We start from the raw sequence: 13,760 nt of genomic DNA on the forward strand, positions 1-13,760 counted from the left end.
CCCTGCCAATTCAACCTAGATAGCGGGCCAGTGCCATGCCGGCCAGCAGCCCGCCCAGGGCGCCGGCAGCGCCGCCCGCGATGATTGCCACCAGCGCGATATGCCGCGCCGACTGATGAGCGATGCGGGCGTACTGGGCACTGTCATGCGCCAGTGATTGCAGCCGCGTGTGCGTGGGGGCCAGGGTCTGGTGCAGGCGGTGCTGCAGCTCGTCCTGTAACCTCTGGCTGCCTGCCTGCAGACTTTGCTGAACCTGCAGACCCAGCTCCGTGGGCAAACTTGTGAGGGATTGCGATACGGTTTCCAGACGGGCGGCGAGTTTCACGAGATCGCCCACGGTGTCTGCCTGACGGGCATTCACGCCTTCGATGCGCTGGGTCAGGTCGGCCACCTCACCCAGCACCTCGTGGTATAGAAAATCCAGCTTGCTGCGGTTGGGGTGGCGTTCCTGACTCATCGGTTTACTCCTCGAACAGGGCGGCAAAGGCGGTGTTCAGTTGCCTGTCCACGGGCTTTGCCAGGGCGCGCAGGGCGTGACGGTTGGTCAGGTGGGTGATGCGGGCCGTGTCGGCGTGATCAGCCTGACGCAGCAGGTTGCGGTAGTCGGTCTGGTCAGCCAGCACGTCGGCAATGCTGGTGCGCGCGTCGGCCAGCAGTTCAAACACCTCGTTCTCGTAGACCAGCGCCTGGGCATTGGCTACGAAATCGCCTGTCTTGCTGGCATAGGTCAGCACGGGCAAGAACTCTTCTTCCACGTCGCTTTGCACGCGGTTGAACAGCACCCGGATGCGTTCGGGCGCCACGCCCAGATTCACCAGGGCGGTGATGGTCTTGATGGTTTCGCGTTGCGCCTTGCCCGTGCCGATCACGGGCAGCACGAAAAAGTCGATTTCCTCGTAGGCACCTTCGTAACGCGTCATGGCCGACAGAAAATCCTCGATGTTGCTGGCACCCACATCGACGATGGCATCGTGCAGGCGCAGCAGGTCGCGAAACAGCTTGCCAAACTGCTCTCCGCGTAGCTGATCGATATCCAGTCCAAGGTCTGCGGCGGTTTCGTTGGTGGTTTCCACAGCAAAGATGGGCGCGTGGTTCATGCGCGGGGCCAGCAGGTGCGAGGCAACAATGGTCTTGCCTACGGATCCGCTGTAGTTCAGAACGGCAACTTTCATGGGGTTTACTCCTGGGGGGTTGAGCGGTTGGGAAATGCAGGGGATGGGGTGGGGTCGGTTCCTGCCTTGGCGTGCCGGGCCTGGCGTCGCATGGCTTCGCCTTCGCGGCGCAGTGCATCCAGGTCGACTTCCATGCTGCGAATCTTGCGAAGGTCTGCCGGGTTCTCGATGCGGTTCGGCTGGCCCCGCACAGCGGCGTCTGGCGCTGCCGGTGGCAGGCCCGGCGGTGAAGGCTGCACCGTGTTCACTTCGCCTGCCCGCCGGGCTTTGCGGTGCTGGTACAGCTGCTTGGCCAGATCGTGCAGGCTGATGTCAAGGCCCGCGCGGTTCAGCTGCTCGACGATCACCTTGCGCGGGGCGCCCGCAGCCAGGCGCTGGACGATGCGTGGCAGCAGCGGGCGTAGCCGGGCGGCTTTGGGCGCGAAGGGTTCGCCCTGGGCCAGCAGCAGGCGCAGTTCCTCAACGTAGGGTTCATCGTTCATGACGGCTCTCCGTGCAGGGCCAGCGCCGTCAGTCCTTTGGCTGCCAGCCGGCAGTGCTTGCGGTAGCGGTACAGGGCAGTGCGAAAGGTTTTCATGGGTACGGGAAAGCCGGCTTCGTGCAGGTCTTCCACGATGGCGCTGTGCGGCACGCCTTCGGCCAGTCGCGTTTCGATGTAGGGCATCAGGGCGCGCAGTCTGGCGGCGGTGCTGGCGCGCGGGTCGGTGGCGTTCAGGCGGGTGCGGATTTGCGACGCGTAAAAGCTGGGGGTCATGGGCGGCATCCTGAAAAGGCAGGGTGAAAAGCACACGCTGTGAAATCAGTTGTTCACAGGCCGTGCTGGTAGAAAGAAGGTAGAAATAAAGGTAGAGGTAGAAGAAATCGCTTGAAAGCCTTTATCCATGCGGGTTTCAAAAGTCGTCACGGCTTGTTCTGACGATCTGAAGGCTTGTTATGACGATTTCACGGCTTCTTCTGACGAAGGGCGCGGCTTGTTATGACGACGCGAAACGGCAGTTATCCACAGGCCTGGAACGCCCGGAAAACGGTTTGTTATGACGACGAAAATGGCTTCTTGTGACGACGAAAGGGCGCATTTCAGAAACCCGGAAGCGGCTTTTTATGACGAGATTTCGCTACTTCTCAACACGGTTCCAGATAGCCTGCTCATTGCCCCGGCTGGCCACATCGATGCGCGGGCTGGCGATGATGTTCAGTGCTTCCAGTTCCAGCAGCGAGCGCTCCAGCACGGCGCGAAACTTGTGCATGGGCCCGGCGTACACCGCCCGTTCCTTGAGAATCTGCAGGCTGTAGCGCTGTTCCTGGTCCGACGAGGTGCCGATGAGCCGCTGCAGGCTTTTGGACAGCTCATGGCGCATTTGCAGGCGCTTTTCCCAGTCCACCAGGGTGTATTCGCGGTTGGCAAAAATCTGTGACCAGCGCGGGTCGATGAACAGCTGGTACTCGCCGTTTTCGTAGTCAAAGCCGCCAATCATGGGCAACACCCGTGTGGCCGGGTGGTGGCCGCAGCTGTACTTGATCGAGCCGTCCGGGCGTTTGGCCTCGATGCGCAGGCAGAACTGCGCCAGATCGTGCATGCCTGTGTGCAGCCAGTCGTAGGCGCTGCCCCCGGTGGGGCGGCCCAGTGCGCGCAGAAAGTCGGCGCGGTTGATGCGCGGGGCCTGCCCGGTTTGCACGGTGGTTTGCAGGAACATCGCGTGCATCCAGATATCGGCATGGTCTTCGGTCAGTTGCTTGCCGGTGCCCTTCAGAAGGATGTTCTTGCCCGTCAGAAAGGTGGCGTCATCGTGGTAGGTGCGCCAGCCCCGACGTACTGGAGCAAACAGGCCCGAGCGGGCGATGTAGTTCGGAATTGCCCGCACTGCCTCGGTCAGGCCGGGCAGCACCAGTGCCGCGCCTGATGACGCGGCGGCTGCAGAGGGTTCCGGGGCCAGGGCGGCTTTGAGGGTCAGTCGCTCCATTACCTGATTCAGGCGCTGCAGGTTGGTCGGGCGTGGCGTGGTTTTCGGGTTGGGTGTGCGGTGTGGTGTCATCTTGGGCGTGGGCATGAACGCAGCGCGCAGGGGTGCACGCCGGTCTTACCGCCGCTCTGGCACGCCTGCTGCTGTGTGGGGTTAAGGGTGGCGCGGGCGTGTGTCGGGTGGCTTTACGCCGCCATGGCCGCGCGCCTTCGTGGCACGAACCACAGCTGTTTGAGCCTGAAATGCTCAAGAAACACCACGACATCCACGGTATGGGCCAGAAAATGCTGGATCGTGGCCAGATCCAGGCGGCCGCCCGACGGTGATTGCTTGATCAGCACAGCCAGCCTGTCGAACGCATCGGCGGCGCTGTTGGCGTGTGTGGTGGTTACCGACCCGGGGTGCCCGGTGTTCAGTGCTGCCAGGTAATCCCAGGTTTCCGGTCCGCGCAGCTCGGTCAGAAAGATGCGGTCAGGGGACAAGCGCATGCAGGCCCCGATGCAATCGGTGGCACTGACGCGGCCACTGCCCGATCCGTACATCAGGTGCACGCGGTTGGCGTGGTCGGGCAGCGCCAGTTCATGCACGTCCTCGATGGTGATCAGCCGTTCGTCGCTGGGCACGCGGGCAATCAGGGAGCGTGCGAAGGTGGTTTTGCCCGAACCCGTGGCGCCGGCCACGACGATGTTGCGCCGGCGTTGTACCGCCTCATGCAGGAAGCCGGTGATATCACCACTCTGTTTCAGTTTCAGCAAGAAGGCATCCTCGTGAGACAGCCCGTTGGCGTCATAGTCGTTTTCCGACAAGGTCACTTCGGCCAGCGCGCCCTGGGCGTGCAGTTCCTCCAGGCTCAGGGCTGCCACGGCATGCTTGCGGATGTTGATGGCCACGCTGCCATCCAGGCAGGCCGGTGGTTGCACGATCTGGCAGCGTTGGCCGTCGGGCAGAATGGCCGACACAATCGGGGCTGTTCCCAGGCCGTTGAAAACGATCAGCGCATTGATCAAGGCAGCCAGTGTTGCCGGGGTGAGTGCGGTGCAGGTGTGGGGTACCCAGTGCCCGGCGGTGCGAGCAAACAGGCTGTGCGGACGCACAATGGCCAGTTCGGTGATGGCCGGATCATCCAGATAGGGCTGCAGCGGGCCAAGAAAGGTGCGCACGGCCAGTGACCTATCGAAGGGAATGGGCGAGGTGTGTGGGTTTGAGGTCATAGACTTGGCTGAAATCCAGATCACGGGCGACCATGATGCCGATGCGTTCGCCCTGGTTTTTGTAAAGGGTGGGAGGAATGTCCAGTGAACGCTCCAGAATGGCGGTGATGACTTCCTGTCCGCCGTCCATCGTCGTGTCAAAGCGCACGTTGTTCTCGCCGCGCTGGCCCTGGTTCGACGCCCAGTTGCCCAGGTCGGCGATCAGGCTGAGCAGGATGGCGTTTCCGAACCTGTCCCAGAAGTGGTTGTCCACGTCGCCATCGATTCCGGCCTCGCCCAGGGGGCCTGTGCCGGGCGAGGCCAGATTCAGAATCACCCCGGTCGGTGTTTCCAGGCGGTTCCAGGTAATGAAGGCCCGCGCCTGGCCTTGGACTATGCCGCCCGACTGGTAGCCGGTGAACTTCGTGCCCCGGTCGATCAGCTTGACCTTGCCGTTGGCACTCATCACATCGTGGGTGGCCAGGCAGGTCAGCAGCCCGGGCTGGGTGCTGACCAGGCGGGTTTGCAAGGTGCAGTCGATCATGGTGCCCTGGGTGATCAGGAAATTGCGCTCGCCAAGCTGGCCGGCCACGGACGGCGCAAGTTCCAGCGGGCGCAGCTTGTCGGCCAGCGGGCCGGCGTCCTGCATGGGCGTGGCAACCGTTTGTGTTCTTGCCCCTGAACCGGCAGCGGTTTGTCCTGCGCCATCAGCCTGCAAGGGGCTGGCCAGGCGCCGTTCGGTCACGGGGTCGGCGCCTGGGGCGGTTACATGAGTGGCCTGAACGATGATCGGTAGCGGTGCAGGGGCTGGCGCGGGCGATGCCGCCGCCTCGCGCGCCGGGGGTGGCCGGCGAAGCTGGGGCGCTTCCAGTCGGTTCGTGATGCCGCTTGTCGTGGTGTTCAGGTCCGAGGCCGCCACCGCCTCATCACCGGGTGCATACCGGTGAAAGATGAATCCTAGCGTGATCGCCGTGGCGATCAGGGCGGTGAGCCACAGAAAGGCGCGCGCCCCGCGCGGGGCGCTTTTACGGGTATCGCCGAAGTCGGCCGGGCCGCGCTCCAGCTCCATCGCCTGGGCGGGGGGTGTCGCCTTTGCCGTACGTTCCTCGTCAGATGGGTGAGTATCTGTAGTCATCGGGCTTCCTTGGGTGGGGTGGCTGGTGGCAGGCGTTGGGGTTCGGCGCCGTTGACCACCCGCGTCACGTCAGGCGAGACCGTGCCGGTATGGGCCGGGGCCTCGGTTTTTCCATACGCCTCGTTGTGTATCGCCAGAACCTGCTTGCCCAGGCGCACATGCCAGCGCGCGGCGGTCCGGTGCAGCACCATCGTGCGCTCGTCGGCCATGTGGTAGTTGGTTATCACTTCCTGGCCTTCGGGGGTGACGCGGTACACGGCGGGGATGTCGGCCTGCCGGGCAAACTGCAGCCAGGTCTGACGCCCGTCATCCCAGGCATGCACCGGAGCCAGTGTCAGGTCGCCCGACTGGGTGTAGCCCTGCCAGTTCACGGGTGCACCTGCCTGCGCGAAGGCGGTGCGTATGGCGGTTTGCTCGCGGGCGGTTTGCGCCCGTTTCGCTGCGCTGTCCGGGTAGCGGATCACCAGCTTGTACAAGGCGCGTGCATCGGGCGAGTCCGAATAGGTCAACCGGAACGCGTAGCTTCGCCGGCTGGTTACCACGATCAGGTTGGTGTTGGCCTGCTCGGCAATGGGTTTGAAAAACAGGTGGTTGTCCTTGTGGGTGAAGGCATAGGCCGCGCTGTCGCCAAAGACGTGGTAGCTGTAGGTCTCGCCTTCTTCCAGCACGATGTGGGTGGCTACGCCGATCACGGCATCGAGCTGGATGACATCGGCCGGGTTGTAGGCGGCGTATCGCACGCGGTGATCGGCGCGCGAGGCTTTGGGGATGTCGAGTGCCAGGGCGGGAGCCCCGAGCAAGGCACCGGCAAGCAGCACGGGCAAGACAAACCAGCGTGCGGCGGGCTGGCGGCTTGTCAGGTCATTCAGTAAAGTCATGAGGGGTTTCCTTTCAGCGCGACAGGTCGCTGGCCAGGTCGTAGCGCACCACCTGAAAACCCAGCGGATTGCGCCGGGCAACGGCTTCAGTCAGCGGCACGTTGATGTATTCGTAGGCAATGGAGGCGATCAGATGGCGTTGCTGGCGCATCTGGCCGGTGCTCACGTCTTTTTCCGTGGTGGTAAAGCGCACTGTGGCCGCCGCGTTGGCCCCTAGCGTGATCGAATGCACCTGCACATCGATGGTGGCCAGGTCTGTCAGCCTGGCCGTCGGGGCGTTGGGCCCGTCAAAACGCTTGCCGTACTGGTTCTGGATGGCCGGGCTGCTCAGCAGGGCGCAGGTGTCAAACTGTTCCTGGATGGTCTGCCAGCTGTAGCCTTCGCAGTTCAGCACGTAGCTGTTCAGGAAATATTTGGCGATGCGGCTGCCGTAGTCTTGCAGCGGCTCGCCCAGGCGGCTTACATGGTCAATGGCGCCGGTGGCGTTGTCCACCCGCACCACATACATTTCAGGCGGTGATTTCAGGGGGGTGAGCCCGGCGACCGCGCCCACACCGGCCAGGGCCAGCAGGGCGGCGACGGTGGCGCAGCGCCAGGCCCGGTGGCGGCTGCGAACCAGCTCGCCCAGATAGTCGCGCTCCAGGCCGCGTGAGCGTTCCAGGTGGGCGGCCAGTTCGTCGGATCGAAGAGGGTGTGTGCTCATGGCTCAGCGTCCTTGCGTCAGTGGCGGTGTGGCGTTCACCGGAACGCGGGGTGTGTCGGGAGGCAGCGGGGCCTGCGGCGCGTGAAAGGCGCAGCCGGCTAGCAGCCAGCCCGCCGTCAGGGCGGCAATCAAGGGTTTCATGGGTCAAGATGTCCTTTGCGTCCGGGCGGGTGCGTCCGGATGCGGGGTAACAGGAAGATGGGATAGCGGCTGTTTACGGGGTGCCGGGAGGCTTGGGGCCTGGGCCCGGCAGACGGGGCTTGATCAGGCTGCGCAGGCGCAAGGCGGTGTAGGCGCCGCGACTGGCCGCACCGATACCGAACTGGGCACCAAAGCCAGATGACAGCCCAGCCGCCATGCCAGGCAGCATGGTCATGATGACGATGCTGGCAATGGCGACCAGCAGTTGCCCGGCAAACAGGGCCATGAGGTTCACGTCGCCGCCATCGAGCCACTGGGCCATGGCGCGCACGAACTGCAGGTTCAGTTGCAGCAGTACGGCGAAGATCAGGCCTGCCAGCAGGGCCAGAAAGACAAAGTTCAGGGCCTGCGCCACCCAGCTGTCAAACATTTTGCGGGTAGGCTCAAACAGCAGAAAGGCAATGAATACGGGGCCTGAAGCCACGATCAATGCCATGCCCACCTTCACGACGATGGTGATGACGGCAATGATTCCGCCCACCAGCGCCGAGCTGACGGTGACCGCGAAGGTGAGCAGGGTGATGATGATCTGGCGGGCGTCGGGCACAAAATCGAACCAGCCCGAGTCGCCCGCGTTGCCCATGTTCTGTGTGGCCACCGAGGTTTCCTGCTGCAGTTTGTCGACCTGGGCTGCAACGGTGGTATCGCCGATCACCACCGAGGTCAGGGCATCGGGCAGGCCCAGCATGGTCTGGGCAATTTCCGTCTGGTACAGCCCGCCCGCTGTGGCGATCATGGCGATGATTGCCACGCCCACTGCCTTCTTGAAGAACTCGGTGACGGTCATGTTGCCCTGGCCGTGCATGATGGCAAAGGCGTAGGCCATGAATTGCAGGGTCAGCCCCAGGGTGATCACCGGCATCAGGGCGCTGGTCAGCTCGGCAATGGGTTGGGCCACAGCCGATTGCAGAACGGCTTCGGTTTGTGCGGTGATCCATTGGGCAATGCTTTCAGGGTCTTGGGGCGCGGCGACCTGGGTGCTCGCAAATCCGGCTGGCATCGCGGTGCCCCTACGGGTTCTGCCGGGCGCCGAACCAGCCGCCGTACACCCGTTCGGCCCGGGCATCGAGCAGTGCGCGTTCGGCCTGCAGCTGTTGCTGGGCCAGCTGAATGCGGGTCTGGTCGGTCTGGATGTTCGCCTGTTCAATGGCAATGCGTGCCTGAAGTTCCGCAATTTCCTTGGGATTGGTGGTTTCGTTGATCTTCGCCTGCAGTCCGTCGATGACTTCCAGGCGCTTTGTCATGGCGTCGTAGGCCCGCTGGGCCATCGCCTTGGCGGTTGCCTCGATGTTCAGCTTGCGCTCGGCCAGGGATTCCCTGTCCTGCGTGAAATTGACCGGGGCTTTCACCTGGTTCACCACGTCGTTGACGGCACCGGACAGTGCACTGTCCGGGTTGCCCAGCCGGTCGAGCAGCGCCTGTGCCTGGGCGGGCAGGGCGCCGCGTAGCTGGTCTTTGACGTCGGGGTTGGCCAGCACATAGCCGAACCCGGAGGATTGGGTAAGCGCCGCCAGCTGGGCCTTGGCCTGATCCAGCTGGCTTTTGGCGGTTTCCACCTGTTCGATCAACTGGTTCAGCTGTTCGACCGAGTTGATGTCCAGCGTGGGAATGCCGCCCAGGGCATGGGCAGGCAGGGGAACGTGTACGGCCAGCGCAAGGCTGATCGCAAGAAGACGGGGGTGAGACATGATGAATACTCCGGCGGGATGTCAGGGATACGCAACGGATACAGCGGCCATACCTTGTGAATACCGGCCAGTGACCGTTGCGAGACGGTTCGGGGATTAGCGGCGTGGGGGCACCTGGGTGGCTTGCTCGTAGTGCGCCTGGGTGATGCGGGAAAAACGGATGGACGGGTGATCGACATCGCTCAGGGTGTCGCTGGCCGGATCAAGGCGCAGTTGCTTGCGCTGGTTGATCGTCAAGGTGTTGTCCGCCTTGAGCGCCGCCGGCTGGGCGGTAACGTCGTAGCTGCCGAAGTTCATACGCCCGACGTTCACGATGTAGTGCTCGCCATCTGGTTTGATGTGCAGTGACATGGGGCGCTTGTCAGTTTGCTGCAGCCAGTAGCCGGTTACCTGCGGTGCTTGGGTGGCTTGTTCGCAACCGGCCAGCAAGAGGGCAGCACTTGCCGCGAAAAATGAAATCAGGACACGTGTGTGCATGGTGGGCAGGTCTCGCTTCGGTTCAGAATTCGTGGTCATGTTCTGCAATGCCCAGATCAATGCGCGAGAGCGCTGGCGCCGGTTCGATCCGCACATCGATCAGCCTGGCAAGTTCCTGGTAGTCCTGCATCTGGGGCGTGCGCTCATCCACAGCATGCAGGTGCAGGCTGTAGTAGGTTTCAATGCCCTGCTCGAAGTAGGCGCGGTCTTCCCGTGGCGTTACCGAGTAAAACCAGAGCGGGTTCTGCCCGTGGCTCAGATGGCTGCTTGAGGCCTGGCTGATGCCGTAGTCCCGTCCGTAGCGTTGCAGCGTGTCGGCATCGACCGTTTCGCGGTCAACCTCGATCCGGGTGTGGCCGATGTCACCGGCCAGGTCATCCCGGGCCGTGCGCTCTTCGCTGTAGATGGAAATCAGGTAGCGGCGGGAGTCCTCTTCGAGGTGTTTTTCCCGGGTGGCCCAATGGCGGGCGATGGCTTTGGCGTCCATGACGGCTCCTTCAGAAAGCGTTGATAGCCTGGCGGCTCTGTTTGACGGTGTTCAGGTACACCGGCAGCCAGTCGGCGGGGTTCGCGCCTGCCTGGGCAACGGCATGCTCGGCGGCCTCGGCCATGTCGGGGCTGCCCGAGAACACCAGCAATTCGTCTTCGCACCCCGACAGGTCGAGAGATGCGACAGTGACGTTGCCGCCTTGCTTGATGACGAACTGGCGGCTGGCTTCGCCCAGCTGGCGGATCAGCTCGAATTCGGCATGGGTCAGACCAAAGCCTTCGATGTAGTCGCGGGCTTTGGCTTGCGGGTTGGGCAGAAAAATCAGGGTGGCGGCCTGCTGGATCAGTGAGGGCCCCACCGGGTTGCCCAGAATCGCGCCCGGCTCCTGGGTGGCAAAGGCCAAAACGCCGTTCTTCTTGCGAATGGTGCGGCTTGCATCCTGCATGTCCTCCTGAAAATGGGCATCTTTCAGCGGGTGCTGGCACTCATCGAACAGATTGATGATGCGCCGCCCGTCGTGCAGGGCGTTGATGCGGTGGCGCAGGTACAGGGTGGCTGCCCCGCGCACATCGCCATCGTCCAGAAGTTCGGTCAGATCAAAGCCCAGAATGGCGGCATCAACCGCGTCTGTATCCAGGGTCAGTGCGTCGCGCGGGTTGTCGAACACCCAGCCGTATTCCCCGCCCTGGCACCAGGGCAGAAGGCGCGCATGCACACTGCCGGTGTTGCCGGCGGTGTAGGGGTTGGGTAGCAGGGTGGTCAGCATCGAGAGACTGCGACTGTGCAGATCAATGCCGGTGGTCATCTGCTCGACTGCCCGGGTGATTTCACCGTGCTGGGCGGTGCTCAGCGGATCGCCGCGACGTTCGGCCAGATACACCACCAGGCGCCGCATGAAGGCGACGTTGCCTTTGGTAGGTGGCATCTGGAACGGATTCCAGCCGGTGGGCTCGCCCAGACGCAGCTTGAAGTAGCGACCGCCCAAGGCCATGACCAGTACCTGCATACCCTGGTCTTTGTCCCACACCACGCAGGTGGCATTGAATTTCTGGGCCTGGGTCAGCAACATACCCTGCAGCACGGTCTTGCCGGTGCCGGTCATGCCGATCAGCATGGTGTTGCCTGGCCGGCGCTTGCCCAGTTCATCCACATCGTCGGTGGAGGCGTGAAAATTGAAGAAAAACGGGCTTCCGGTACGGGTCTTGAGCATGGTCACCGCCGGCCCCCAGGGGTTGCCCGCCGGCTTGCCCGTCATCTGGTTATGCAGGCTGGACAGGCACAGCAGGTTGTACGAGGTGATGGGCACCGGGCGCGGGCGCCAGGCCCAGTTTCCGGGCAATTGCGCCCAGAACCCGGCCTCCAGGGCGCGTTCCAGTGGTTTGGCCACCAGGGCCACTTCAGCAAGCGCACTGATGGTGTTGGCCATGCTCTGGCGCACCGAGTTCGCGTCATGGCCGAACAACAGCAAGGTGGCATGGTGATCGCCCAGCCCCAGGCGCCCCGAGGTCAGGTCGTCCATGGCTTCATCCAGTTGTGCCAGCTGACTGTGGGCTGCGTCGTTGGAGTCGGCCAGCAGCTTGCGATGCTTGCGCACCAGCCCCTTGGCAGCGGCACCGGTGAAACTGCCCCAGGATTGGGTCAGCACAAACTCGCAGGGCTGGTCCAGCAATACGTCCAGATGGCCCGCCCTTGTTTGTTCCGGGTAGTCGCGCAGCTCGATCATGCCGAACAGGCGTGAGCCGGTGACACTGCGCAGTTCGCCCAGCTCGCCGTAGCGCGAGAACACCGGGCGGGCCATGCTCAGGCTGGTCCCCAGGCGGTCACGGGTAATCGGTACCGGGTGATGGCTGCCGTTGCACAGCAGGCCCAGAAACTCGGCGGTTTCGCTGAAGGCGTAGCCGTTGCGGTCCACGATGCCCAGCACCGTGGGGTCGTAACGGCTCAGGGCGGCTGTCATGGCCCGCAGCAGGTTCTGCAAACGGTCAATCGATTCGGCCTGCCATTGGGCCAGGCGGCTGGCGTCCGCCTTCTCCAGGCTGGCAAAGGTGCCCATGACAGGGTCGGCCACCGGGTGTACCAGCACGCTCAGGTACAAATCGTTCACCATCAGCCCGTTGGCATCGAAGGTGGCCCGGTAGGCGTGGTCGAACTGAGCTGCAAAGGGCTGGGCGAAGCGGCTTTGCGGGTATTCGGTGACGCGGCGCCGGACGATGTGTGAATACAGCCCTACCGTGCCCAGCGGCAAGCCACGCAGCACGTTGTGCAGGGCCTCGATCCATTCGTGGCGTTCCTGCGCGCTGTGGGCATCGGGAGAGCGCCCGGCCACACGGATGACGGCCAGGTATTCCAGGTTGTCGCAGGCAATGATCTGATGGGTGACGTGATGGGAATAGGGCAGGTAACGGGCAGCGAGCCGTTCCGGCCCCAAAGCGGGTGCGCAAGTCATCGGTCGTGGTCTCCGGTGCGGCGTTGCAGCCAGGGGCGTTGTGGCGGGTAGGCACTCGGGGCGTAGCTCGACCCGTTCCAGAACGCCTTGTTGCGGTTGCGTGTGCGGGTTTTTAGCTCCAGCCACAGCACATCGAACGCTTTGTCGTCGTGGCGGGTCAGTACGGCAATGGTGGGTAACACCACCACCAGCAGACCCCACCACGCAAGGCCTGCCAGCATGGCAATGAAGGCCACGGCAAGAAAGGCGCCGAATAGCAAAGTGGTGGGCACGCCCAGGAATGTCGGCTTGCGCCCCAGTCCCTTGAAGACGGGGTAAGCCGTGGGGGTGTGGGGTTCAGTGGACATGGCTTATTTCCAGAGCAGAACCACGATTTCGCCGATGGAGCCGGCGATGACCAGGCCAATCAGCCAGCGCACCATGTCGTCTTTGCGCATGATTTCGGCCATGTACAGCACCACAATGATCAAGCCAATGATGACGGCCGCGATCGGCAGAATCAGTTCCAGGTTATCTTTGATCAGCTGCAGGGTGGATTGCGCTTTGGCCAGCCCGCCGGAGGCCGCCATGGCTGGCGAGGAAAGCAGGGTCAGGGCAGCGGCGGTGCCCATGCGTTGGGTGTGTCGTTGGGCAAGGTTGGCAAGGCGTGTGTGAAGTGAGGGCATAGCAGGGCTCCAGGCGCCAGGGCACAAGGCCGGGCACCGCAGGGGTGGATATGGGAAAGTAGGTGAAACGTGAAAGGTGTGGCGACGGCACCAGCGTCAGGACGGCGGCACCGGCGATTTGGGCTCTGGCGGGCTGGATGGCTCGGCCGGCAGCGAAAAACCATCGGGTGCGGGGTTGCTGACGAAGCCATCCCGGTCGCCACGCGGTGCAGGTTCCGGTTTGCTGTCCGGTGTGGGCTGCGCATTGTTGGCAGGGGCCTTGCCTGCAGACGGTGCAGCGCGCAGGGCAGGAATCTTGATACCGGCCTGGGCCAGTACCTTGCCCACGTAGCCGTTGCGAAACCCACGTTCGAAATTGCCGGTGTTGTAGCAGGACAGCGCCGCCTGCAGCGCCAGTTGCTGCGCCTGATGGCGTTTGACGGCACGCGAATAACAGTCGGTCAGCACGGTTTGGGCCGCCTGCAGGTTGGCGCAGGGTTCAAACACTGTCTCGGCGGTTAGCTTCAGCCATCCCCAGTTGCGTACGTTGATCTGGCCGAGGCCGGCATCGAAATCCACGCCTTGGGCCATCAGGGTTCTGGCCAGTGCAACAGCCTCTTCGCGTGATCGAGGTTGGCGTGCAAGACGGGTGCCACTGTTTACGCCAATGGCGTAGGGCTGACGGCGCGATTCGTGTTTCACCAGTGCATCCAAGGTGACGGGATGAACGTTCGGCGCACAGACCATGGCCAGCGCGGCCAGTTCGCCGATCATG

At 63.4% G+C, this 13,760-nt stretch carries 18 protein-coding genes; all 18 read right to left on the reverse strand.

Annotated features, from left to right (window positions below; translation table 11 throughout):
- Positions 1 to 10: 10 nt before the first annotated feature.
- Positions 11 to 457, reverse strand: coding sequence for a hypothetical protein (locus CHR62_RS02210; RefSeq protein WP_123659860.1), 447 nt, complete (start codon positions 455 to 457; stop codon positions 11 to 13).
- A gap of 4 nt (positions 458 to 461) precedes the next feature.
- Positions 462 to 1,172 carry a StbB family protein gene (stbB, locus tag CHR62_RS02215; RefSeq protein WP_123659861.1) on the reverse strand — a complete coding sequence of 237 codons (711 nt, stop codon included), beginning with the start codon at positions 1,170 to 1,172 and terminating at the stop codon, positions 462 to 464.
- A 5-nt stretch (positions 1,173 to 1,177) separates the two neighbouring features.
- A complete protein-coding gene (locus CHR62_RS02220) occupies positions 1,178 to 1,654 on the reverse strand; it encodes a hypothetical protein (RefSeq protein ID WP_123659862.1) in 477 nt (158 codons plus the stop codon).
- Positions 1,651 to 1,926 carry a hypothetical protein gene (locus CHR62_RS02225; RefSeq protein ID WP_123659863.1) on the reverse strand — a complete coding sequence of 92 codons (276 nt, stop codon included), beginning with the start codon at positions 1,924 to 1,926 and terminating at the stop codon, positions 1,651 to 1,653. The genes CHR62_RS02220 and CHR62_RS02225 overlap by 4 nt, the downstream gene beginning before the upstream one ends.
- Positions 1,927 to 2,287: 361 nt before the next feature.
- Positions 2,288 to 3,220 carry a TrfA gene (locus CHR62_RS02230; protein WP_123659864.1) on the reverse strand — a complete coding sequence of 311 codons (933 nt, stop codon included), beginning with the start codon at positions 3,218 to 3,220 and terminating at the stop codon, positions 2,288 to 2,290.
- Positions 3,221 to 3,318: 98 nt separating this feature from the next.
- Positions 3,319 to 4,293: a P-type DNA transfer ATPase VirB11 gene (virB11, locus tag CHR62_RS02235; RefSeq protein ID WP_233574811.1), complete on the reverse strand. Its 975-nt coding sequence runs from the start codon at positions 4,291 to 4,293 to the stop codon at positions 3,319 to 3,321.
- A gap of 10 nt (positions 4,294 to 4,303) precedes the next feature.
- Entirely contained in the window at positions 4,304 to 5,458 is a 1,155-nt protein-coding gene (virB10, locus tag CHR62_RS02240; RefSeq protein WP_123659866.1) for a type IV secretion system protein VirB10, read from the reverse strand.
- Positions 5,455 to 6,336 (reverse strand): TrbG/VirB9 family P-type conjugative transfer protein, encoded by an 882-nt coding sequence (locus tag CHR62_RS02245; protein ID WP_123659867.1) that lies wholly within the window; start codon positions 6,334 to 6,336, stop codon positions 5,455 to 5,457. The genes virB10 and CHR62_RS02245 overlap by 4 nt, the downstream gene beginning before the upstream one ends.
- 13 nt (positions 6,337 to 6,349) lie before the next feature.
- Positions 6,350 to 7,039 carry a virB8 family protein gene (locus CHR62_RS02250; RefSeq protein WP_123659868.1) on the reverse strand — a complete coding sequence of 230 codons (690 nt, stop codon included), beginning with the start codon at positions 7,037 to 7,039 and terminating at the stop codon, positions 6,350 to 6,352.
- A 3-nt stretch (positions 7,040 to 7,042) separates the two neighbouring features.
- Positions 7,043 to 7,180, reverse strand: coding sequence for a hypothetical protein (locus CHR62_RS02255; protein ID WP_003804188.1), 138 nt, complete (start codon positions 7,178 to 7,180; stop codon positions 7,043 to 7,045).
- 73 nt (positions 7,181 to 7,253) lie between these two features.
- Positions 7,254 to 8,240, reverse strand: a complete 987-nt coding sequence (locus CHR62_RS02260; protein WP_123659869.1) for a type IV secretion system protein — start codon at positions 8,238 to 8,240, stop codon at positions 7,254 to 7,256.
- A 10-nt stretch (positions 8,241 to 8,250) separates the two neighbouring features.
- Entirely contained in the window at positions 8,251 to 8,928 is a 678-nt protein-coding gene (locus tag CHR62_RS02265) for a type IV secretion system protein (RefSeq protein WP_123659870.1), read from the reverse strand.
- Positions 8,929 to 9,024: 96 nt separating this feature from the next.
- A complete protein-coding gene (locus CHR62_RS02270; protein ID WP_123659871.1) occupies positions 9,025 to 9,444 on the reverse strand; it encodes a hypothetical protein in 420 nt (139 codons plus the stop codon).
- Complete coding sequence (locus CHR62_RS02275; RefSeq protein WP_123659872.1) at positions 9,428 to 9,892, reverse strand: hypothetical protein; 465 nt, start codon at positions 9,890 to 9,892, stop codon at positions 9,428 to 9,430. The genes CHR62_RS02270 and CHR62_RS02275 overlap by 17 nt, the downstream gene beginning before the upstream one ends.
- A gap of 10 nt (positions 9,893 to 9,902) precedes the next feature.
- Positions 9,903 to 12,341 (reverse strand): VirB4 family type IV secretion/conjugal transfer ATPase, encoded by a 2,439-nt coding sequence (locus tag CHR62_RS02280; RefSeq protein WP_123659873.1) that lies wholly within the window; start codon positions 12,339 to 12,341, stop codon positions 9,903 to 9,905.
- Positions 12,338 to 12,688: a type IV secretion system protein VirB3 gene (locus CHR62_RS02285; protein WP_123659874.1), complete on the reverse strand. Its 351-nt coding sequence runs from the start codon at positions 12,686 to 12,688 to the stop codon at positions 12,338 to 12,340. The genes CHR62_RS02280 and CHR62_RS02285 overlap by 4 nt, the downstream gene beginning before the upstream one ends.
- Before the next feature lie 3 nt (positions 12,689 to 12,691).
- A complete protein-coding gene (locus CHR62_RS02290; protein ID WP_123659875.1) occupies positions 12,692 to 13,006 on the reverse strand; it encodes a TrbC/VirB2 family protein in 315 nt (104 codons plus the stop codon).
- A gap of 96 nt (positions 13,007 to 13,102) precedes the next feature.
- Positions 13,103 to 13,759 (reverse strand): lytic transglycosylase domain-containing protein, encoded by a 657-nt coding sequence (locus CHR62_RS02295; RefSeq protein WP_123659876.1) that lies wholly within the window; start codon positions 13,757 to 13,759, stop codon positions 13,103 to 13,105.
- Position 13,760 lies beyond the last annotated feature (1 nt).

The sequence above is a fragment of the Pusillimonas sp. NJUB218 genome, from assembly GCF_003788685.1.
GTDB lineage: Bacteria > Pseudomonadota > Gammaproteobacteria > Burkholderiales > Burkholderiaceae_B > Neopusillimonas.

What these genes read in the sequence shown, in the direction of transcription:
- CHR62_RS02210 (WP_123659860.1), bottom strand. Translation starts at nt 457, where the DNA reads ATGAGTCAGGAACGCCACCCCAACCGCAGCAAGCTGGATTTTCTATAC.
- stbB (WP_123659861.1), bottom strand. Translation starts at nt 1,172, where the DNA reads ATGAAAGTTGCCGTTCTGAACTACAGCGGATCCGTAGGCAAGACCATT.
- CHR62_RS02220 (WP_123659862.1), bottom strand. Translation starts at nt 1,654, where the DNA reads ATGAACGATGAACCCTACGTTGAGGAACTGCGCCTGCTGCTGGCCCAG.
- CHR62_RS02225 (WP_123659863.1), bottom strand. Translation starts at nt 1,926, where the DNA reads ATGACCCCCAGCTTTTACGCGTCGCAAATCCGCACCCGCCTGAACGCC.
- CHR62_RS02230 (WP_123659864.1), bottom strand. Translation starts at nt 3,220, where the DNA reads ATGCCCACGCCCAAGATGACACCACACCGCACACCCAACCCGAAAACC.
- virB10 (WP_123659866.1), bottom strand. Translation starts at nt 5,458, where the DNA reads ATGACTACAGATACTCACCCATCTGACGAGGAACGTACGGCAAAGGCG.
- CHR62_RS02245 (WP_123659867.1), bottom strand. Translation starts at nt 6,336, where the DNA reads ATGACTTTACTGAATGACCTGACAAGCCGCCAGCCCGCCGCACGCTGG.
- CHR62_RS02250 (WP_123659868.1), bottom strand. Translation starts at nt 7,039, where the DNA reads ATGAGCACACACCCTCTTCGATCCGACGAACTGGCCGCCCACCTGGAA.
- CHR62_RS02255 (WP_003804188.1), bottom strand. Translation starts at nt 7,180, where the DNA reads ATGAAACCCTTGATTGCCGCCCTGACGGCGGGCTGGCTGCTAGCCGGC.
- CHR62_RS02260 (WP_123659869.1), bottom strand. Translation starts at nt 8,240, where the DNA reads ATGCCAGCCGGATTTGCGAGCACCCAGGTCGCCGCGCCCCAAGACCCT.
- CHR62_RS02265 (WP_123659870.1), bottom strand. Translation starts at nt 8,928, where the DNA reads ATGTCTCACCCCCGTCTTCTTGCGATCAGCCTTGCGCTGGCCGTACAC.
- CHR62_RS02270 (WP_123659871.1), bottom strand. Translation starts at nt 9,444, where the DNA reads ATGACCACGAATTCTGAACCGAAGCGAGACCTGCCCACCATGCACACA.
- CHR62_RS02275 (WP_123659872.1), bottom strand. Translation starts at nt 9,892, where the DNA reads ATGGACGCCAAAGCCATCGCCCGCCATTGGGCCACCCGGGAAAAACAC.
- CHR62_RS02280 (WP_123659873.1), bottom strand. Translation starts at nt 12,341, where the DNA reads ATGACTTGCGCACCCGCTTTGGGGCCGGAACGGCTCGCTGCCCGTTAC.
- CHR62_RS02285 (WP_123659874.1), bottom strand. Translation starts at nt 12,688, where the DNA reads ATGTCCACTGAACCCCACACCCCCACGGCTTACCCCGTCTTCAAGGGA.
- CHR62_RS02290 (WP_123659875.1), bottom strand. Translation starts at nt 13,006, where the DNA reads ATGCCCTCACTTCACACACGCCTTGCCAACCTTGCCCAACGACACACC.
- CHR62_RS02295 (WP_123659876.1), bottom strand. Translation starts at nt 13,759, where the DNA reads ATGATCGGCGAACTGGCCGCGCTGGCCATGGTCTGTGCGCCGAACGTT.